The following is an 18,528-nucleotide window of genomic DNA, read 5'->3' on the forward strand; positions in this document are numbered from 1 at the left end:
CTCACGCCTTGCGCAGTTCCCGTGCTATCACCATGCGCTGGATCTGGTTGGTGCCCTCGAAGATCTGGGGCACCTTCGCCTCGCGCAGGTAGCGCTCGACGGGGAAGTCGCGCGTGTACCCGGCGCCGCCGAGCACCTGGACGGCGTCGGTGGTCACCTTCATGGCGGCGTCGGTGGCGACGAGTTTCGCCACCGACGACTGCCGGGTGAACGGCATTCCCCTGTCGCGGCGGCGCGCGGCGTCGAGGTACGTAGCCCGCGCGGAGTCCACGGCTGCGGCCATGTCGGCGAGCAGGAATTCGAGCCCCTGGAAGTCGATGATCGGCTTGCCGAATTGGGTGCGCTGCTTCGCGTAGGCGACGGCCTCGTCGAGGGCGGCCTGTGCGAGCCCGACCGAGCAGGCCGCGATGCCGAGCCTGCCGGAGGCGAGTGACGACAGCGCGATTTTCAGGCCCTGCCCTTCGTCGCCGATCAGGCGGTCGGCGCCAACGCGGGCGTCCTCGAAGATCATTTGGGCTGTGGTGGAGCCGGTGAGCCCCATCTTCCGCTCCGGCGGCGCTGCCGTGAGCCCCGGCGTGTCGCCATCGACGAGCAGGCAGCTGACACCCCGGCCGCCGTCGTCGGACGTGCGCACCATCGTCGTGTAGTAGTCGGCGTGGCCGCCGTGCGTGGTCCACGCCTTGACCCCGTTGACGACGTAGGCGTCGCCGTCGCGACGCGCCCGTGTCGAGAGCGCGGCTGCGTCCGACCCGGCGTGGGGCTCCGACAGCGCGTACGCGCCGAGCAACTCACCCTCCAGCATCGCGGGCAGCCAGCGGTCGCGCTGCGAGTCGGTGCCGAACTCGGCGAGCGCGTAGCACGACATCGTGTGCACGGAAAGGCCGACGCCGACCGACATCCAGGCTCTGGCGATCTCCTCGAGTACCTGGAGGTACACCTCGTACGGCACCTCGCCGCCACCCCACCGCTGCGAGTACGGCAGTCCGAGCAGCCCCGCTCTGCCCAGGATGCGGAACTGTTCGCGGGGGAAGGTCTCCTTCTCCTCGTACTCGGCGGCCAGCGGCGCCAGCTCGTCGCGCGCGATCTCGCGGGCGAGTGCCAGCAGGTCCTCGGACTCGGTGTCAGGGAGCAGGCGCTGCACGGTGGACCCGGTGGGCCTTGTGGACCCTGCGGGTGTCGTGGGCGTCGTGGGCATCGATGCCTCCGAAAGCGTACTGTGATTAGTACTGAAGTCCGATCCAGAGTACTACAACGTACGATGGCGCCATGCGTCCCAGCGGCCCCCGAACCCGACGGCAGCGTGTGTTGCTCGCCGAACTGGAGGAGTTGTTCCTGGCCGAGGGTTTCGTCTCCTTCACCCTGGACGACCTCGCGGCCAAGCTGCGGTGTTCGAAGACCACGCTGTACGCGCTGGCGCCGAGCAAGGAACAACTCGCGGCCAAGGTCGTCGCCCACTTCTTCAAGGGCGCGGCGGAGCGCATCGAGGAGCAGGTGGCGGGTCTCGACGACGCCGCCACGGCCGTGCGCACCTACCTGGCGGGCGTTTCGGCGGAACTGGACAGGGCGTCAGCGGCGTTCATGGCCGACGTCGCGGCATTCGAACCCGCTCGCGCGGTGTACGCGTTCAACTCAGAGGCGGCGGCGCGGCGCATCAGGCAGTTCATCGCCGACGGCGTCGAGCAGGGGGTGTTCCGCGACAGCCACGCGGACGCGATCGCCGAGATGGCGGGCATCCTCGTCGAGTCGATCCAGTCCGGCGTGGTCGGCTCGAAAGCCCGCACTACGGACGCCGAGGCGTTCGAGGCTCTTGCGGAGCTGCTGTTGAACGGGCTGCGCGGCGGCCTGCCCGGCTGATCAGGGACAACGGAAACCACCCGAGGAGCGAGACGACGGCAAGCCCGCGCGCTACCGGCCGTTCCACCGTCGTGCCGAGCACGGTGCGCTCCGGGGCCGTCCCTCCCGACCGAGAACGTGGTGGAGGCACTCGTGAGGGCACTAGCATCGGCAGCCGTGATCGTGTCCGGTGGTGAAGCACTCGTTGACCTCGTCCCCGCAGGCGCTGAAGGTGACCTGCTGGCCCCTCGGCTCGGAGGTGGTCCGTACAACGTCGCCATCGCGGCGGCCCGGCTCGGCGTTCCAACGGCGTTCCTGTCGAGGGTGTCCACCGATGCCTTCGGCGACGCGCTCGTCCGCAGGCTCCAAGAGTCCGGTGTGGACACGTCGCTCGTGCAGCGGGGAGCCGAGCCGACCACGCTGGCCGTCGTCACGCTCGACGACGACTCCAGCGCGCGCTACAGCTTCTACACCGACGGCACGGCCGACCGGCTCGTCGCCGACCCCGGCCCGCTTCCCGACGACACGGCCGCGCTGTCGGTCGGCACACTCGGCATGGTGCTCGAACCGGGTGCGCGCGTGTACGAGACGGTGCTGCGCAGGGAACACGGGCGCGGCGTGCTGACCGCACTCGACCCGAACATCCGCGCCGACATGATCCCCGATCCCGACGCCTACCGGGTGCGGTTCGCCTCCTGGCTGCCGTCGGTGCACCTGCTCAAGCTGTCACTCGACGACGCGGGCTGGCTCGCCGGAGCAACGGACATCGACGACGTGCTCACCTCGGCGCGCTCGTGGCTCGACGCGGGGCCGCGTGCGGTGGTCCTGACCAAAGGAGCTGACGGCGTAACTCTCCTCACGTCCTCGGGTGCCGAGGTCACCGTGCCCGGGATCGCGGTCGAGGTGGTTGACACGATCGGCGCGGGCGACACGGTGCAGGGTGCCATGCTGGCGTGGCTGGTCCGTCACCAGGTGAAAGACGTTTCCGCGCTGTCCGAGCGCGAGTGCCGCGATCTGCTCTCGTTCGCCTGCCGTGCGGCGGCGGTCACAGTGTCGCGTCGCGGGGCGGAACCGCCGACCGAGCGGGAGTTGCAGCAGTGCGTGTGAACCTGGTCGCACTCGGTTAGCTGTGGGTAACACCACGGCTGCGTAACCAGCCTCTTCTGGACTAGCGTTAGAGGGCATTCATACCCCAGCGGGGCGGTGTGCGAAGTGTGTGACCCGCATGACCTGCGGTCACAGCCGGCCCGTGTGACCGTGAGAGGCATGTGCATGTCCGACGCGACTGCGGCGCAGACCGGGGGCGAGAAGGTCCAACTCCGCCTGCCGACTGGCGAGCACGAGTTGAACGTCGTTCGCGCCGTGGAGGGCGCGCCAGGGATCGAGCTTGGCAAGTTGCTCGCCAAGACCGGGTACATCACCTACGATCCCGGCTTCGTCAACACCGGCGCCACGTCTTCGGCGATCACGTACATCGACGGTGAGCAAGGCATCCTGCGCTACCGCGGTTACCCCATCGAACAGCTCGCGCAGAACTCGACGTTCATCGAGGTCTCCTACCTGCTCATCTACGGTGAGCTGCCCACGAAGCAGCAGTTGGACGACTTCACCTCGAAGATCAACAGGCACACGCTGTTGCACGAGGATCTGAAGCGGTTCTTCGACGGCTTTCCGCGCGACGCGCACCCGATGCCGGTGCTGTCGAGCGCGGTGTCGGCGCTGTCCACCTTCTACCAGGACTCGCTCGACCCCGCCGACACCGACAACGTCGAACTCTCGACGATCCGGCTGCTCGCGAAGGTGCCCACCATCGCGGCCTACGCCTACAAGAAGTCGATCGGCCAGCCGTTCCTCTACCCGGACAACTCGCTCGGCCTCGTCGAGAACTTCCTGCGCCTGACGTTCGGGCTGCCTGCCGAGCCGTACGAGATCGACCCCACCATGGCGAAGGCGCTCGATCTCCTCTTCATCCTGCACGCCGACCACGAGCAGAACTGCTCGACGTCCACCGTCCGCCTCGTCGGCTCCTCGGAGGCGAACCTCTTCGCCAGCATCTCGGCTGGCATCATGGCGCTGTTCGGCCCGCTGCACGGTGGTGCCAACAGCGCGGTGCTGGAGATGCTGGAGGGCATCAAGGCCGACGGTGGCGACGTCGATACGTTCGTCAACCGCGTCAAGAACAAGGAGAAGGGTGTCCGCCTGATGGGCTTCGGGCACCGGGTCTACAAGAACTACGACCCGCGCGCGAAGATCATCAAGCAGACCGCAGACGAGATCCTCTCCAAGATCGCCGGTGGTGACGAGCTGCTCGACATCGCCAAGCGGCTGGAGGAGCGGGCGCTGTCGGACGACTACTTCGTCGAGCGCAAGCTCTACCCGAACGTCGATTTCTACACCGGTCTGATCTACCGGGCGATGGGCTTCCCGACGCAGTTCTTCACCGTGCTGTTCGCCCTCGGCCGCCTGCCCGGCTGGATCGCGCACTGGCGCGAGATGATGACCGACCCCGCCACCAAGATCGGCCGTCCTCGGCAGATCTACACCGGCGAGAAGCAGCGCGACTACAAGCCGCTGTCGGAGCGCTGAGCCGGGTATCACGGCGAAGATCACGTGAGAGGGCCACCGTCCTGTCGGGCGGTGGTCCTCTCACGCGGGTCAGAAAATCTTCTCCAGGCTTTGCTTCGCGGAGTCGATACCGCCGTCGATGACGGCGCCGATCTTGTCTCCAGCGCTGGAGACTGTCTCGACGCCGCCCTTGATCACGGCGGACACGTCCTTGCCGACCTCGCCGAGCCACTCGTCGTTGCCGGGGTCCACGGTGAGGACATCGTCCACGAACGTTTGCAGGCCGGATGGGCCCGAGACGTCGTCCTTGTCCCCGGTGATCACGGCGGAGACGTCGGAGAGGAACTTCTCGTCGTCCCAATAGCCGGTGTGGCCCGTGAAGGGGGAGACCGAAAGCTTCTCCGTTCCCTTCAGTTCGGAGGGGCCGTCACCGTGTACCTCGAAACCGTGGGCGGCGCGGATCACGTCCGTCCCGCCCGTGGCGCTGTAGACTTCACCTTCGAGGTTCAGCGCCTTCTCGACGTCGGTTCCCGATGTGTCGTCGAGGCCGAACCCGGCGCCGCCCACCGTGACGATGTCGGCCTCCATTCCCGGCGACTGCTTCGCCGCCTCGCCGACCACGAGGGAGGCGTAGGAGTGCGCCACGAGCGTCGTGTGCGGCACCCCGTCCTGGTGTGTCGCTTTGAGACTGTCCACGAACGACCTCAGCGTGGGGCCGCCCTTCTCCGCGTAGGTGGGGTCGGGCGCGTGCAGCAGCACGCTGTCGGGGGCGTCGTAGTCGAGCCACAGCACCGAGGCCACGTCGCCGCCGTTGCCGCTCGCCTTGTCGAACATCGCCTTGGCGCGGTCGAGATCGGTGTCGAGATCACCCCACAGCGCGGCGGTGGTGCCGGGTACGTAGACGGACACGTTGTCGGCGGTGTCGGGATTCCCGATGGATACGACGATCTTGCCGTCGCCCGAGGTGTCGAGTTTCAGCAGGTACATGTCGTCGGCGGCGTCGGAGCCGGAGCGGGAGGCGTCGATCCGGGCCCGGATCTCCTTCAGCCGTTGCCGCTCGGCGCCGGTGGTGTCGTCGATCTTCTCGTCGAGCACGGCGAGGTTGGCCCTGTGGCGGTAGGCGGCGGGCACTCCGTCGAGACGGCCGATCACTTCGGGTTGCCGCTTGACGAGTTCGTCGCGCTGTGCGGGGCTCAGTCCGTTCCACCACGCCGCGATCTCGTCGGGGGTCTTGCCGGACGGCACGGTGAGGGACGCGCCGCCGAGCCCGGTGGTGCTCGCCTGGCCACCTGCCTCGCCGAGGAGGGCGGCCAGTTCGGCGTCGATCGACTTCGCCTCGGCGAGCGCCCCTTTGGCGAGGGAACTCAGCTCCTGCACGTCCCGCGGTTGCGCGTCCCGTCCGGGAAGCGGCTCGGCGGTGCCGTCAGCAGCGATGCGCAGCCCGAGCGCGGGCGCCTGCTCGCAGGCCCTGCGTAGGCGGCCCTGCGCTCCTCGCCAGCCGTCGGCCGCTTTCGCCAGCGCCGTCGCGACGCGCTCGATGTCGTCGGCAGACCTGGTCAGTTGTTCCTGGTTGCCGCTGATCGCATCGCACGCCTTGTCGGCGGAGCAACCTCGCCAGGCGCCACTCCGGATGGCCGCGAGCACCTCGGAGCCGACCTGCCGCGCGGAGTCCGACAGCGCGTCGGCGAGAGCCAGCCAGGCGCCTGCGTCGCTGTCAACGGCGCCGAAGTCGGCGGCACGAAGTTGTTCGGTGTTCACCGCGTCGTCACCCCGGCCTTGAGCAGGGCGAGAATGCGGTCGAGTCCCCCTGCCGCGTCGGTGTCGGTCGCCTCGTACCGATCCGCTGCCTGCGCCAGACGCTCACCGAGCGAGCTCAGCTCGTCGGAAAGCGCCCGCACGCCGCTTTTCCGCGACTCCGCCGCCTTCGCCAGCGCCGGACCCGAGGTGAAACCCGCGAGAGCGTTCGCGGCGCAGCCGAGCGTGCAACCTGCCGCACTCTCGGAGAGCTGCTCGCCTGTCCGCGACGCGCTCCGTGCAGCCGCCCGCAACGCCTCGCTGTCCACTTCCGTGGTGGCCATGGTTGGTCCTCCTCCGCCTGCGTGCGTCCTTTGTCCTGTCGGACGCGCAGGTGAGGAGGCCGGGTCCGTCCGTGAGCGGCCATGGCCGCCGTAGGACAAGGCCGGGCCGAGATGAGATCGAGGACGGCCGGGTTCGGGCCGAAGTCAGCCGAGGTCAAACGCGGTCGAGTTCGGAACCGTCGAGCCAGCCGAGCTGAGCCGCCCTGAACACGAGCTGGATGCGGCTGGACACGCCGGCCAGCGAGTACAGTTCGGCGATCATGCGTCGCACCGTGCGGGTGGACACGCCGAACCGGCGCGCGACGGCCTCGTCCTTGCTGCCATTGGCCACCATGATCAGCAACTGCTTCTGTGCCCTGCTCAAGGGTGCAGGTCCATCGCCGGGCTCCTCGCCGCCGAGCGAGGTGGCCGAGGCCCAGTAGTGCTCGAAGAGGTCGGTGGCGGCGGCCACCGCGCCGGGCGTGCGCACGAGGATGCTGCCCCGCGTGTGGTCGTCGGGATCGACGGCGGAGACGACGTACTCGCCATCGACCACGAGCGTCCAGACCGGCAGCGCGGGCGCGGTCTTGATCTCGACACCGGCCGCGCGCATGCGGTGAGCGCCCGCCACCAGCGGCGTGAGGTAGTTGATGCTGTCGAGCATGATCACGCGAAGGTGCACGCCACGTTCGGCGAGGCTCACGGCGAACTCCACGATCGGCGTGTAGTCGGTGGGGTCGGTGATACCCGGCGACGGTCCTGCCGCCGCCAGCGCGTCCAGTCTGCGCGCGGCGGTGGCGGTGATGTGTTCGAGGCAGCGCAGGGCCGCTGCGGTGCCGTCGTTCTGCTGCACGTCCGATGTGGCCGACGCCGCGCCCCTGACGGCGTGCGCGGCCAGCTCCTCGGCCGCCGCCGCAGCCAGGTGCAGGCGTTGCTCCTCGGCCCGCAGAGCCTTTCGAGCGCCCGCCAGCAGAGGGGGAAAGGCGATGGCCGGATGCACGGGCCGCACCTTGCCGGCCGGAAGTCGTTCGACGAGGCCGAGTTCGCCCAGCGTCGTCAACGCGGCCGTGACGATGGTCTGCGAAAGCCCGAGGTTCTCGACGAGCAGTGAGGGGTCGCTCTCCGGCCTTTCGAGCAGCAGGCGATAGATCCGTTCGGCCTGCTCGTCAAGGCCAAGGCAGTCCAGCATCCGGCCCCCTGTGTCGGTGTTCGCCGTGACGACGTGGCGATCACCGTACCGTCATCGACGGCTCACCGGGGGATGCTTTCCGGCCGCCTTCGGGTGCCGTCAGCGCGAACCCGACAGCACCTCCCTCGCCTTGGTCTTCGCGCCCTGCACCAGCACGTGCCAGGCGTTGGGATCGCCCTTGAGCAGGGCCTCCGTGACGGACTTGACCTGATCGAACGTGGCGTGCGGCGGGATCGGCGGCAGTTCGGGATCACAGTGGACATCGAGCACGGCAGGCCGGTCGGCGGCCAGCGCCGTGTCCCAGGCCGCGCCGAGGTCACCGGGGTCGTCCACAGTGATGCCCACGAGGCCCATCAGCTCGGCGAACTTGGCGTAGGGGACGTCGGGAAGGCTCTGGGACTCCTCGAACTTCGGCGCGCCGCCCATCGCCCGCAGCTCCCACGTGACCTGGTTGAGGTCGTGGTTGTTGAACACGCACACCACCAGCCGCTGGTCCTGCCACAGCTTCCGGTATCGGGCGATGGTGACGAGTTCGGCCATGCCGTTCATCTGCATCGCGCCGTCGCCGACCAGCGCGATCACCGGACGATCGGGATGCGCGAATTTCGCGCCGATCGCATAGGGCACACCGGCGCCCATCGTGGCGAGCGTGCCCGAAAGCGAGCCCCGCATCCGCCCCCGCATCATCAAGTTACGGGCGTACCAGTTCGTCGAGGACCCGGAGTCCGCCGTGACGATCGCGTCGTGCGGGGCGCGGTGCGACAACTCGTGCACCACCCGCATCGGGTTGACCGGGTCGGCTTCGAGCATGGCCTGGCCGTGCAGCGTGGTCCACCAGTCGGCGACGTTGCGCTCGAGTGTGTCCCTCCACGACCTGTCGGTCTTGCGTTCCAGCAGGGGAAGCAGCGACCGCAGTGTGGCCTTCGCCTCGCCGACCAGGTTCACCTCGGTCGGATAGCGCATGCCGATCAGGCCGCCGTCGATGTCGATCTGCACGGCCCTCGCCTGGCCGAACTCGGGCAGGAACTGCGAGTACGGGAAGTTCGAGCCGACGATCAGCAGCGTGTCGCAGTCGCGCATCAGCTCGTAACTGGGCCGGGTTCCGAGCAGGCCGATGGCACCCGTGACGTAGGGGAGGTCGTCCGGTAAGACGTCCTTGCCGAGCAGCGCCTTGGCGACCCCGGCCCCGAGCACGTCGGCGGTGCGCATCAGCTCCTCGGCCGCGTTGCGGGCGCCCTGCCCTGCGAGGATCGCCACCCGCTCGCCCGCGTTCAGCACCTCGGCCGCGTGCGCGATCTCGTCCTCCGGCGGGATCACCACGGCTCTCGGCGTGCTCGGCGGGCTCGACGGCACCTGCTTGAATTCGTGCCGGGGCGGCGTGTACTCCTGCTCCTGAAGGTCGGCCGGGACGATCAGCGCCGTCGGGGCCTTCCTCGACAGAGCCGTACGGAAGGCGCGGTCCAGAGCGTTGGGCAACTGCTCGGCGACGTTGACCTCGACCAGGTACTCCGACGCGACGTCCTTCAGCAGCGCCTGGAGGTCGATCTCCTGCTGGTAGCTGCCACCCATCGCGCTGCGGGCGGTCTGGCCCACCACGGCGACGACGGGGACGTGGTCGAGTTTCGCGTCGTAGAGACCGTTCAGCAGGTGGATGGCTCCCGGGCCCGAGGTGGCGAGGCAGACACCGGCCTCGCCGCTGAACTTCGCGTAACCCACGGCCTCGAACGCTGACATCTCCTCGTGCCGCGACTGCACGAACCTCGGCTGGTTGTCCGCCTTCCCGAACGCGGCGACGATGCCGTTGATGCCGTCGCCGGGATAGCCGAAGACCTGTCGAACACCCCAGTCCCGCAGTCGCCGGAGCAGGTAGTCGCCGACCGTCTGGGCCATCTGTCCCTCCTCGCGCAGAAGCTGCTGAAGCGCCAATCTGCGAGTCGGCTACCCGAAAGGGTGCCTCTCAACCGTGTCCGCACTTCCCGCACGCGTGTCCGCACTTCCCGCACGGGTGTCCGCACTTCCCGCACGGGTGCCTGCACTTTCCGCACGTGTCCGCAGTTCTCGTACGCGTGTTTGCAGCGCAGGGTGCAGACACCCGTACACAGGCTGAGGACACGGCTGGACACGGCTGGACACGGCGGTGTGGGTACTCGAACTCACGGTGTGGGAAGGGGACACGCGTGATGACGGTGTGGCTGGAAGCGGGACTGTGGGGTCTGCTCGCGGGCTCGGCGCTGCTGCTCGGGGCCGCGGCGGGCTGGTGGTTCGCGATTCCGCCCGCCGTGGTGGCCGGTGTGATGGCCTTCGGCGCGGGTGTGCTGGTGTCGGCGCTGGCTTTCGAGCTGGTGGACGAGGCCGAGCGCACCGGAGGGCTGCTCGCGACGTCGTTGGGATTCCTGGTGGGCGCGTGCGCGTACGTGGTGGCGAACGAGCTGCTGTCCCGGCGCGGCGCCCGCCACCGCAAACGGTCGGGCCCGCACCAGCCCTCCGAGCACGAGGCCAAGGGAAGCGGGGCGGCCATCGCCATCGGCGCGCTGCTCGACGGAATTCCCGAGTCGGTTGTGCTGGGACTGTCGGTTCTCGGTGGAGGTGGGGTCGGTGTCACCGTGCTCGCCGCCGTGTTCATCTCCAACATCCCCGAGGGACTGTCGAGTGCCGCTGGCATGAAGCGGGCGGGGCGGAGCGCGGGCTATGTTTTCGGCGTGTGGGCGGGAATCGCGCTCGCGTGCGGCGGGGCCGCGCTGCTGGGAAGTCTCCTCCTCGACGGAGCGCCTGCCGCCACGATCGCCGTGATCACGGCTGTCGCCGCAGGCGGCATCCTCGCCATGGTGGCCGACACGATGATCCCTGAGGCGTTCCAGCGAACGCATGTCCTCACCGGACTGATCACCACGGTCGGGTTCCTGACCGCGTTCACCGTCCAACGCTGGGGCTGATGCGCCCTGCCAGCACTTCGCGGGAGAGGTGGTCGGCGCGGCGCGTCGTCTCGGGCAGCCGGGCGTGCCGACTGAGCGTGATCGTGTGGGCGCGTGCCGTGTCGAGGCTGATCCGGTGGCCTACCGAGACGAACACCGGCTTCACGCCGTCGCGAGTGCGCACGACGGCGCCGATGTTCTCACCGTTGCCCCAGCCCTCGTCGCCCACGGTGAGCGGTGACCACGCCCCCCGCCTCGACGCAGGCGGAACGAACTCGCCGACGAACACGGTCTTCGCGACCCCGAACGTCGGGACATCGGCAAGCAACCCGAGGTGACAGGCGAGCCCGAAGCGGCGAGGGTGGGCGAGGCCGTGCCCGTCGCACACGATCAGATCCGGCGTGGTCGCAAGCTCTCGCAGGGCCTCCACCAGCGCGGGAAGTTCCCGGAAGGCGAAAAGGCCGGGCTCGTAAGGGAACTCCGCCGTCGCGATCACGGTGGACGTCTCGACCACCTCAAGAGAGGCGTAGTCGAGCACGACCGCCGCCGCGGCGAGGCGGTCGCCGTCCCTTTCGTAGGCGACGTCAACACCGGCGACCGTTCGCACGGCGTGCTCAGCATCGTCAACGGTCCTTATCCTGCCCCGCAAACGACGCTGCGTCTCGATGGCCTCGGGTATCGTCTTCGGCCACGGCTGGAGCCGGATTTCCACGTGCCTTCCCCCGTTTCCTTTCGGCACGAAAGCCTTGTGCCGTCCATTCTCGACAGCATGGGCACAGCGCGGAAGACGCGGGTGTGCCCTTCGCGGACTGTACGGGGGTCAGAAAGATCGACTACGCTGAGCGGAGCAGTAAGAACTAGGCCATTCGTGCCGTCGGCTTTTTCTGGGGATCGCATGGAGGTGCACTGGAATTCACGGTTTCCGGCGCGCCGATGACGCGGTGTGCCGACATGTTCCGGCAAGCCCGACCGATCTCTGGGTGATCATGGAATCCTCCCCGACCTCCCCGCGTGGGCCGCATCCGCTCGCCTGGGTGTGTGGCGCACTCGCCACCGCCTACGTGGTCGTGACCTCGATTGTCCTCGCCACCGGCGACACCGGTCAGGTGTGGTGGCTGGCACCCGGCGTCGCGGCGCTGGCCGCTCTGGCCGCCTGTGTCGCGCTGACCGTACGGTCGGCAAGAGCCGCAGCGGCTTCCCACGCCGCTCTCGCGAGGGAGTACGCCGCGAACCGCGAGGTGCACGAAGCCTTCGTGCGCTACATGGAATCGCTCACCGACGAAACACTGCTGCCGCCGCTTCCCGACGGCCCCACGCACCCCGAGGCAGCGCACGAGTTCGAGCGAATGAGGGCACTCGTCGTGAACGCCAGGGACATCTACCTGGCACAACGCAGCGCCGTCCACACCGCTGTCGTCTCGCTGGCTCGCAAGGTGCAGACCTCCTCGCACCGCATACAGGAGGAGGCCGGTCGCATGGTCAACCGGCATCCGAACGATCCGGACGTGCTGGAGACGAGCATGCGCGTTGATCACGCCGCCGCTCAGCAGGCCAGGTACGCGCAGTCGCTCGCCGCGCTCTGCGGTGAACGCCCTGGCCAGCAGTGGAACGAGGCGCTGCCGCTTTCGGACGTCGTGCGCGGTGCGGCCGGCCGCATCACCTCCTACCAGCGGGTGGAGGCGTCGGGGGACCCCGCGATCGCCGTCACGGCGAGGGTGGCGGAGCCGCTCATCCACATCGTCGCGGAGCTGCTGGCCAACGCGGCGCAGTCGTCGCCGCCCACCACTAACGTGCTCGTGACACTGCGGCACGTCCAACGCGGCGCCGTGATCGAGATCGATGATTGCGGTGTCGGCATGGACGACAGGAGGCTCGAACAGGCGAGGGCCATCGCCTCGGGCGAGAAGGATGTCGATCTCTTCACACTCGGCGAGGTACCGCAGACGGGGTTGCCTTCAGTCGGCACCTACGCGCGGCGTTACGGCTTCCGTGTCGATCTCGGCGAGTCCGTGTACGGCGGGGTGCGCGCCATCGTCATGGTGCCTTCGGAGCTGACCGAGCCGCTGCCGTCGGGACACCCCGCGATGAGCGGGCAGCTCGCGCTCTCCCGGCAGCACAACACGGCCGACAACCTCAGACCCGTACAGGTGGCGAAGCCGGAGCCCTCGCCGCGATCCCAGCAGTTGCCGCTGCCCGGCCCCGCCGTCTCGGGCGAACCGGGAGGTGCGGCCCGCTCCGCCGACGAGTCGCCCGTGCTGCCGCGCCGCAAATCCCGCCGAGGTGAGGCCAAGGCCGCGGCAGGGAACAGCACCGAGATCACCATGGACCTGCCCGTCGTTCCCGCGAAGCCTGCCGACCCGAGGCAGGCGGCGGAACAGGCGGGGCAGTGGATGAGCGCCTTCCTCAGTTCGGACCCCGCCGCGACCAACCGCATCGCCGCGACACCGAACCCGCCTTCCGACCCTGAAGACACTTCGGAGGAGTAATGGTTGCCAATGCCGGTGACAACAGTTGGATGCTGGAGCAGATCAGGAGCGTGCGCGGAGTACGGCACGCGATCGTGCTCACCTCCGACGGCCTGCTCAAGGTGAAGACGAACCACACCGCCACCGACGTCGCCGACAAACTCGCCGCGGCGTGCGCGGGTCTGACCTCCCTCGGAAGGGGCGTCGGCGACGAGTTCGGCTCCGGTGGTGACCCCAAGCAGGTGATGGTCGAGTTCGACGGCGGGTTCCTGTTCGTGCGCGGCGCAGGCGACGGCTCGCGCCTCGCCGTGGTCACAGACCCCGTCATCGACCCTGGTCTGATCGCGCAGCAGATGCAGCTACAGGTGCTCCAGATCGGTGAGCGGACCCTCAGCACGCCGACCCGCAGCCGCTGACCATGGACCGCCCCAGCGAGTACGAGGATCGGCCGATCCGGCCGTACGTGATCACGGGCGGGCGTGCCCACCCGTCGCGCAACACGCTGCGGCCGGAGACTCTGCTGGTCGCCAACCCCGAGTCGCAGCTGCCGATGTCGGCGAGCAGGGAGAAGCGCTCGCTGGTGGAGTTGTGCCGGGGTGTGCTGTCGGTCGCGGAGGCCGCGGCGCACCTTCGCCTTCCGGTGAGCGTCGTCGTCGTGCTCGCGTCGGATCTGATCGACACAGGGCATCTCGTGGTGCGTTCCAGCCCGCAGCGACTCGTCATCCCCGAAATCGAACTGCTGGAGAAAGTGCTGAATGGGCTCCGAAAGCTCTGAGCGTTATGTGTCCCCGACCGTCGCCGAGTCGGTCAAGATCCTGGTCGTCGGCGCGTTCGGCGTCGGCAAGACGACCTTGATCGGCTCGGTCAGCGAGATCGCCCCGCTGCGCACCGAGGAGACCATGACCGCCGCGAGCGTCGGCGTTGACTCACTCGCCGGGCTCCACGGCAAGCGGACGACGACGGTGGCGATGGACTTCGGCCGCATCACCGTGAGCCCCGAGATCGTGCTTTACCTGTTCGGCACGCCGGGGCAGAAGCGTTTCTGGAGCCTCTGGGAGGGGCTGGCCGACGGGGCGGTCGGCGCGCTCGTCCTCGTGGACACCCGAAGGATCGAGGACAGTTTCGAGGTGTTCGACCAGCTGGAGTTGCACACCAGTGTGCCGTTCGCGGTGGCGGTCAACCAGTTCCCCGACTCGCCGACCTACGGTCCCGAGAAGCTTCGCGAGGCGCTGGACCTGCTGCCGGAGACGCCGATCGTGTACTGCGACGCGCGCGACCGGCAGTCGTCGGTGCAGACACTGGTGAAACTCGTCGAGTACTCCCTCGCGGTGCGCAAGAACTCGGAGGTGGCCTGACCGTGTTGTCGCAGCCGCCCACGGCTGGGTCATCGCAGCCGCCCACGGCTGGGTCATCGCAGCCGCCCACGGCTGGGTCGCCGCAGCCGCCCACGGCTCGGACGCTGGCCGAGATGACCGGTCTCACTCCGCTGTCGGAGATCGTCAACTCGCAGAACCCGCACGCCGTCTACAGCGAGTTGCGGGCGCGGTGGGGGCAGGTCGCTCCGGTAGAACTGATGCCCGGCGTCAACGGCTGGCTCGTGCTCGGGCATGCCGAGATCTGTCAGGTTGCTCGAAATGAGCGGCTCTTCTCGCACGATCCGCGCATGTGGCGGGAGTACACGAGCGGAGTGATCCCGCCGGACGCGCCGCTGGCGGCGCTGCTGTCTCCGCTGGAGAACGCCGTGTACGCCGACGGCGAGAAACACCGGAGGCTACGGGCGCCCGTCGAGGAGGGTTTCGACGGTCTCGACGAGCATCGCCTTCGCAGGACCACCGAACACATCTGCCTCGGCCTCGTCGATGGATTCTCGATGCGGGGCGAGGCGGACCTCGTCACCGAGTACTCCGCCGCCATCCCGATGCTGGTGATGCTGTCGCTGCTCGGCGTCTCCGCCGAGGACAGGGAGAAGCTGAGAGGCACTCTGCTCGCAGGCATCGAGTCGTACTTCGCTGACGACTCCATGCGGCGGATGCTGGTGGAATTGCTGCGGCAGCGGAGGGCGCAACCGAGGGACGACCTCACCTCGGTGCTCGTGCGTCATCCCGGCCTTCGCGGCGACGACGAGGTGCTCCACGCGATGATGATGATCATCGGCATGGGATACGAGGTCACCGGTGTCTGGATCGCGATGGCGCTGCGGCTGATGCTGACCGACCGCCGGTTCACAGCCCGGCTGCGTGGGGGAAGGCTCGGCATCGACGAGGCACTCGACGAGGTGCTGTGGCGGGACCCGCCCATCGCCAACATGATCGGCAGATACGCCGCGGTGGACTGCGAGCTGGCCGGGCAGCCGATCAGCAGGGGAGACGCGGTGATCCTCAGCTTCGCGGCCGGTAACGCGGACTTCCGGGTTCGTACCAACGACCCGTGGCTCGAGATCGGCAACCGCGCCTACCTCTCGTTCAGCGCGGGTTCTCACGCCTGCCCTGCCCAGCGTGCGGCACGGCTGATCGCGCGGATCGCCGTGGAGACGGCACTGTACTCATTGGACGACGTCAGCGTGGCCGTTCCAGTGGAGAGGCTGACCTTCACCCCTTCGCTGTGGAACCGTCACCTGACGGCGCTGCCCGTGCGTTTCACGCCGGCGCAAGCGGCCCACCGCTGACCTGGCACACCTGGCGCACCTGGCGCACCTGGCGCACCCTGTGCACGGGTGTCCGCACTCTGCGCACGGGTGTTTGCACCTAGTGCGCCCGTGTCCGCACTTCCCGCACGGGTATCCGCACTTCCCGCACGGGTATCCGCACTTCCCGCACGGGTGTCCGCACTTCCCGCACGGGTGTTTGCAGTCTGGGATCGTGTCCGCACTTGGTGCGCTCGTGTCCGCACTTCCCGTACGGGCGTTTGCGTTGAGTGCTCGCGAGTCCGCACTTCGGCGGGGTTGCGAAGGCGAGTCGATGCGGTCAGCGACACAGGACGGCGGCTCTCGTGCGCCAGTTGCCGAAAACGGTGGACCTGTTGTCAATACCTGTGCAACTGGTGCCCAACCCCTGGGGGCGAGATGCCAGCACCTGGGCGCCAGGTGCCAACACCTGTGCACCAAGTGCCAGCACCTGCGCACCAGCTGCAATCATCTGTGCACCAAGTGCCAGCACCTGCGCACCAGCTGCAATCATCTGTGCACCAAGTGCCAGCACCTGCGCACCAGCTGCAATCACCTGTGCACCAAGTGCCAGCACCTGCGCACCAGCTGCCAACACCCGTGCACCAGGTGCCAACACCCGTGCATCAGGTGCGGACACGGCGTCAGTCCAGTCCCCGCAGCGACCGTTCGACGAGGTCCGCCACAACGGGGCGAGCGGCTTCCGCGTCCTCGGGCACGAGGCCGATCCGTGTTCGGCGCTGGAGCACGTCCTCGACGTCGAGTGCTCCCTCGTGGCGGACGGCCCACACGACCTCGGCCGCCGTCGTGGCGCAGCCCTCGAACAGCGGGCGCGCCAGTTCGGGATCGACGTCGCCGAGTGCGGCCACCCTCGGCGCCTCCGTACCGTACTTGCCGACCAGCCTGCGTGGAGCCTCCACAGTGGTCAACGCGGCTCTGCTCGCCGCACCGACGAGCGGAAGACGTGCCGTGCGAGACGCGGGCGCGGTGAGTCCTGCTGCCGACACGGCGGCATCGACGGCGTCGGCTGCCATCACGCGGTAGGTGGTGAGCTTGCCGCCCACCACGGTGACGACCCCGGTCGAGGCGTCCGTGAGGACGGCGTGTTCCCGTGAGAGGTCGGCCGTCCTGCCGCCGGGTGTGTCGAGCAGGGGGCGAAGGCCGGCGAAGGAGCCGCGCACGTCGTCGCGGGTGAGCGCAACGTCGAGCACCCGCGACGCCACGTCGAGCAGGAAGTCCACGTCCGTGTCGGGAACCTCGGTGACGTCGTCTGCCTCGCCGTCGAGCGGTTCGTCGGTGAGGCCGAGGTAGACGGTTCCTCCCGGCTGGGGGAGCAGGAAGACGAACCGGTTCAGCTCACCGGGCACCGGCACCATGAGGGCGGCCTCCCCAATGCCGATGGACCTCGCGTCCAGCACGAGGTGCGAGCCCCGTGAAGGACGCAATCGGACGCTGGGCACGAGCCCTCCCGACCACACCCCGGCAGCGTTGATCACCTGGCGAGCGCTCAGCTCGATCTCCTCACCGGTCAGCTCGTCGCGTGCCCTGACCCGGTGGGCGGTCACCTCCAGCGCTCGCAGCCTGGTGAGGACGCGAGCGCCGAGTCCGGCGGCCGTCCTGGCGAGGGCGACCACGAGCCGGGCATCGTCGGTGAGCGCGCCGTCGAAGGCCAGCAGCCCACCCTGGAGCCCGGTCTCGCGCAGCCCGGGTACGAGCGCCAACGCTTCGGCGGCCTGCACCGTTCTCGGCCGGGGAAGCAACGACGACGGCGTTCGGGCGAGTCTGCGCAGCGCGTCACCTGCGGCGAGTCCGGTCGCGGTGAGCGCGTGATCGCGTGGCGAGGTGTTCGCGTAGCGGGGGAAGAGCTGGCCCATGGGGCGCGTGAGGTGCGGTGCGGTTCGCCGCATGAGGATGTCGCGCTCGATCGCGCTTTCCCTGGCGAGCCTCACGTGGCCGTGTGCGAGGTACCGGAGCCCGCCGTGCACGAGTTTGCTGGAGAACCGCGAGGTGCCGAACGCGAGGTCGTGGGCCTCCAGCAGCGCCACGGAGAGTCCGCGCGCAGCCGCGTCGAGTGCCACCCCCGCGCCCGTCACGCCGCCGCCGACGACGATCAGGTCGGGTTGCTCTCCCGACGCGAGCGCGTCGAGTTCCCTCGCGCGCCGCCGGGCCGTCAAGGAAGCGTGGATCACTGCTGTCATGGTGTCAGGCTGCTTTCGAGTAGGTGGCGTAGTTCGGCGAGAAGGGACTCGCCATCGACGTCGCGGGTGGCGGGCCGCCACGAGAGGACGAAGGACTGCACGGCGAGCAGCAGGGCTCTGACCTGCGCGGACAGTTCACCCCTCCGCACGGACCCGTCGGCGTGCCCCTCGGCGACGAGCCCGGCGACGACCTGCTCGGCGAGCCGCTGCGTGCTGCCGAGGCGCTCCGTGACATAGGGGAGCACCTGCTCGGCGTCCCGGTCGAGCACCGTCCGCAGCAGCGGATCGGCGCCGAGCGCGCGCACGGCGGCCACGCCCAGCTCCACGAGCCTCTCGCGAGCGGGCAGCGCGAAGTCGATGCCTGCGTTCACCCTGTGGAGCAGTACGCCGAACTCGCGCGTCAGCAGTGCCGCGAGAATGCTGCGCACGTCCGGATACCGCCGGTAGAGCGTCATCCTGCTCACCCCCGCGGTGCGGGCGATGTCGGTGAGCGTGGTCCTGCGTACTCCGGCTGCCAGCACGCACGTTCGGGCCGCGTCGAGAAGCAGGTCGTCGGGAACCCTTGAGCCGGTGGCGCGTTCGGCCACGGTGGGGACCGCACCTACCCGCTCGAAGGTGTGACGTTCTTGCTTCATGTGTCACACTCT

At 68.8% G+C, this 18,528-nt stretch carries 18 protein-coding genes; 9 read left to right on the forward strand and 9 right to left on the reverse strand.

What is annotated here, in order from left to right; all coding sequences use genetic code 11:
• Position 1: 1 nt before the first annotated feature.
• Positions 2-1,195 carry an acyl-CoA dehydrogenase family protein gene (locus SACXIDRAFT_RS13390; RefSeq protein WP_006239102.1) on the reverse strand — a complete coding sequence of 398 codons (1,194 nt, stop codon included), beginning with the start codon at positions 1,193-1,195 and terminating at the stop codon, positions 2-4.
• Between the two features lie 71 nt (positions 1,196-1,266).
• Between SACXIDRAFT_RS13390 and SACXIDRAFT_RS13395 the strand changes: the two genes are divergently transcribed.
• The 3 genes from SACXIDRAFT_RS13395 (at position 1,267) to SACXIDRAFT_RS13405 (ending at position 4,419) form a co-directional block, all read left to right on the forward strand.
• Positions 1,267-1,854 carry a TetR/AcrR family transcriptional regulator gene (locus SACXIDRAFT_RS13395; protein WP_006239103.1) on the forward strand — a complete coding sequence of 196 codons (588 nt, stop codon included), beginning with the start codon at positions 1,267-1,269 and terminating at the stop codon, positions 1,852-1,854.
• A 156-nt stretch (positions 1,855-2,010) separates the two neighbouring features.
• Complete coding sequence (locus SACXIDRAFT_RS13400; RefSeq protein WP_040922647.1) at positions 2,011-2,940, forward strand: carbohydrate kinase family protein; 930 nt, start codon at positions 2,011-2,013, stop codon at positions 2,938-2,940.
• 165 nt (positions 2,941-3,105) lie between these two features.
• The gene (locus tag SACXIDRAFT_RS13405) at positions 3,106-4,419 is read left to right on the forward strand and encodes a citrate synthase (protein ID WP_006239105.1); all 1,314 of its coding nucleotides are present in this window, start codon (positions 3,106-3,108) and stop codon (positions 4,417-4,419) included.
• Between the two features lie 69 nt (positions 4,420-4,488).
• Here SACXIDRAFT_RS13405 and SACXIDRAFT_RS13410 read toward each other — a convergent pair whose 3' ends face one another.
• From SACXIDRAFT_RS13410 to SACXIDRAFT_RS13425, 4 genes are all read right to left on the reverse strand, one after another.
• Positions 4,489-6,156: an alpha/beta hydrolase gene (locus tag SACXIDRAFT_RS13410; RefSeq protein ID WP_006239106.1), complete on the reverse strand. Its 1,668-nt coding sequence runs from the start codon at positions 6,154-6,156 to the stop codon at positions 4,489-4,491.
• A complete protein-coding gene (locus tag SACXIDRAFT_RS13415) occupies positions 6,153-6,476 on the reverse strand; it encodes a type VII secretion target (RefSeq protein WP_006239107.1) in 324 nt (107 codons plus the stop codon). The genes SACXIDRAFT_RS13410 and SACXIDRAFT_RS13415 overlap by 4 nt, the downstream gene beginning before the upstream one ends.
• 154 nt (positions 6,477-6,630) lie before the next feature.
• The gene (locus tag SACXIDRAFT_RS13420; protein WP_006239108.1) at positions 6,631-7,644 is read right to left on the reverse strand and encodes a LuxR C-terminal-related transcriptional regulator; all 1,014 of its coding nucleotides are present in this window, start codon (positions 7,642-7,644) and stop codon (positions 6,631-6,633) included.
• Positions 7,645-7,743: 99 nt separating this feature from the next.
• Positions 7,744-9,534, reverse strand: a complete 1,791-nt coding sequence (locus tag SACXIDRAFT_RS13425) for a thiamine pyrophosphate-requiring protein (RefSeq protein ID WP_006239109.1) — start codon at positions 9,532-9,534, stop codon at positions 7,744-7,746.
• Positions 9,535-9,824: 290 nt separating this feature from the next.
• Between SACXIDRAFT_RS13425 and SACXIDRAFT_RS13430 the strand changes: the two genes are divergently transcribed.
• Positions 9,825-10,577: a ZIP family metal transporter gene (locus SACXIDRAFT_RS13430; protein ID WP_006239110.1), complete on the forward strand. Its 753-nt coding sequence runs from the start codon at positions 9,825-9,827 to the stop codon at positions 10,575-10,577.
• Here SACXIDRAFT_RS13430 and nfi read toward each other — a convergent pair.
• Positions 10,555-11,268: a deoxyribonuclease V gene (nfi, locus tag SACXIDRAFT_RS13435; protein ID WP_040922170.1), complete on the reverse strand. Its 714-nt coding sequence runs from the start codon at positions 11,266-11,268 to the stop codon at positions 10,555-10,557. The genes SACXIDRAFT_RS13430 and nfi overlap by 23 nt on opposite strands.
• A 274-nt stretch (positions 11,269-11,542) precedes the next feature.
• Between nfi and SACXIDRAFT_RS13440 the strand changes: the two genes are divergently transcribed.
• From SACXIDRAFT_RS13440 to SACXIDRAFT_RS13460, 5 genes are all read left to right on the forward strand, one after another.
• Positions 11,543-13,042 (forward strand): ATP-binding protein, encoded by a 1,500-nt coding sequence (locus tag SACXIDRAFT_RS13440; RefSeq protein WP_006239112.1) that lies wholly within the window; start codon positions 11,543-11,545, stop codon positions 13,040-13,042.
• On the forward strand, positions 13,042-13,437 hold the full coding sequence (locus SACXIDRAFT_RS13445) for a roadblock/LC7 domain-containing protein (RefSeq protein WP_006239113.1): 396 nt from the start codon (positions 13,042-13,044) through the stop codon (positions 13,435-13,437). The genes SACXIDRAFT_RS13440 and SACXIDRAFT_RS13445 overlap by 1 nt, the downstream gene beginning before the upstream one ends.
• A gap of 2 nt (positions 13,438-13,439) precedes the next feature.
• Complete coding sequence (locus tag SACXIDRAFT_RS13450; RefSeq protein ID WP_006239114.1) at positions 13,440-13,796, forward strand: DUF742 domain-containing protein; 357 nt, start codon at positions 13,440-13,442, stop codon at positions 13,794-13,796.
• Positions 13,777-14,376 (forward strand): GTP-binding protein, encoded by a 600-nt coding sequence (locus SACXIDRAFT_RS13455; RefSeq protein ID WP_006239115.1) that lies wholly within the window; start codon positions 13,777-13,779, stop codon positions 14,374-14,376. The genes SACXIDRAFT_RS13450 and SACXIDRAFT_RS13455 overlap by 20 nt, the downstream gene beginning before the upstream one ends.
• A 113-nt stretch (positions 14,377-14,489) precedes the next feature.
• A complete protein-coding gene (locus SACXIDRAFT_RS13460; RefSeq protein ID WP_050986936.1) occupies positions 14,490-15,686 on the forward strand; it encodes a cytochrome P450 in 1,197 nt (398 codons plus the stop codon).
• Between the two features lie 298 nt (positions 15,687-15,984).
• Here SACXIDRAFT_RS13460 and SACXIDRAFT_RS23075 read toward each other — a convergent pair whose 3' ends face one another.
• Genes SACXIDRAFT_RS23075 through SACXIDRAFT_RS13470 form a run of 3 tightly spaced genes read right to left on the reverse strand, consistent with a single transcriptional unit; the run spans position 15,985 to position 18,516 of the window.
• Entirely contained in the window at positions 15,985-16,323 is a 339-nt protein-coding gene (locus tag SACXIDRAFT_RS23075) for a hypothetical protein (RefSeq protein ID WP_157599666.1), read from the reverse strand.
• 4 nt (positions 16,324-16,327) lie between these two features.
• Positions 16,328-17,881 (reverse strand): glycerol-3-phosphate dehydrogenase/oxidase, encoded by a 1,554-nt coding sequence (locus SACXIDRAFT_RS13465; protein WP_006239117.1) that lies wholly within the window; start codon positions 17,879-17,881, stop codon positions 16,328-16,330.
• Positions 17,878-18,516, reverse strand: coding sequence for a TetR/AcrR family transcriptional regulator (locus tag SACXIDRAFT_RS13470; RefSeq protein WP_006239118.1), 639 nt, complete (start codon positions 18,514-18,516; stop codon positions 17,878-17,880). Before SACXIDRAFT_RS13470 ends, SACXIDRAFT_RS13465 begins: the two co-directional genes overlap by 4 nt.
• Positions 18,517-18,528 lie beyond the last annotated feature (12 nt).

This window comes from Saccharomonospora xinjiangensis XJ-54, from assembly GCF_000258175.1.
Lineage (GTDB): Bacteria > Actinomycetota > Actinomycetes > Mycobacteriales > Pseudonocardiaceae > Saccharomonospora > Saccharomonospora xinjiangensis.

Bases quoted from the DNA above. Each gene is read 5' to 3' on its own strand.
- SACXIDRAFT_RS13430 (WP_006239110.1), top strand. From the start codon at position 9,825: ATGACGGTGTGGCTGGAAGCGGGACTGTGGGGTCTGCTCGCGGGCTCG.
- SACXIDRAFT_RS13415 (WP_006239107.1), bottom strand. From the start codon at position 6,476: ATGGCCACCACGGAAGTGGACAGCGAGGCGTTGCGGGCGGCTGCACGG.
- SACXIDRAFT_RS13470 (WP_006239118.1), bottom strand. From the start codon at position 18,516: ATGAAGCAAGAACGTCACACCTTCGAGCGGGTAGGTGCGGTCCCCACC.
- SACXIDRAFT_RS13420 (WP_006239108.1), bottom strand. From the start codon at position 7,644: ATGCTGGACTGCCTTGGCCTTGACGAGCAGGCCGAACGGATCTATCGC.
- SACXIDRAFT_RS13390 (WP_006239102.1), bottom strand. From the start codon at position 1,195: ATGCCCACGACGCCCACGACACCCGCAGGGTCCACAAGGCCCACCGGG.
- SACXIDRAFT_RS13395 (WP_006239103.1), top strand. From the start codon at position 1,267: ATGCGTCCCAGCGGCCCCCGAACCCGACGGCAGCGTGTGTTGCTCGCC.
- SACXIDRAFT_RS13450 (WP_006239114.1), top strand. From the start codon at position 13,440: ATGGACCGCCCCAGCGAGTACGAGGATCGGCCGATCCGGCCGTACGTG.
- SACXIDRAFT_RS13440 (WP_006239112.1), top strand. From the start codon at position 11,543: ATGGAATCCTCCCCGACCTCCCCGCGTGGGCCGCATCCGCTCGCCTGG.
- SACXIDRAFT_RS13465 (WP_006239117.1), bottom strand. From the start codon at position 17,881: ATGACAGCAGTGATCCACGCTTCCTTGACGGCCCGGCGGCGCGCGAGG.
- SACXIDRAFT_RS13445 (WP_006239113.1), top strand. From the start codon at position 13,042: ATGGTTGCCAATGCCGGTGACAACAGTTGGATGCTGGAGCAGATCAGG.
- SACXIDRAFT_RS13455 (WP_006239115.1), top strand. From the start codon at position 13,777: ATGGGCTCCGAAAGCTCTGAGCGTTATGTGTCCCCGACCGTCGCCGAG.
- SACXIDRAFT_RS13405 (WP_006239105.1), top strand. From the start codon at position 3,106: ATGTCCGACGCGACTGCGGCGCAGACCGGGGGCGAGAAGGTCCAACTC.
- SACXIDRAFT_RS13460 (WP_050986936.1), top strand. From the start codon at position 14,490: ATGACCGGTCTCACTCCGCTGTCGGAGATCGTCAACTCGCAGAACCCG.
- SACXIDRAFT_RS13425 (WP_006239109.1), bottom strand. From the start codon at position 9,534: ATGGCCCAGACGGTCGGCGACTACCTGCTCCGGCGACTGCGGGACTGG.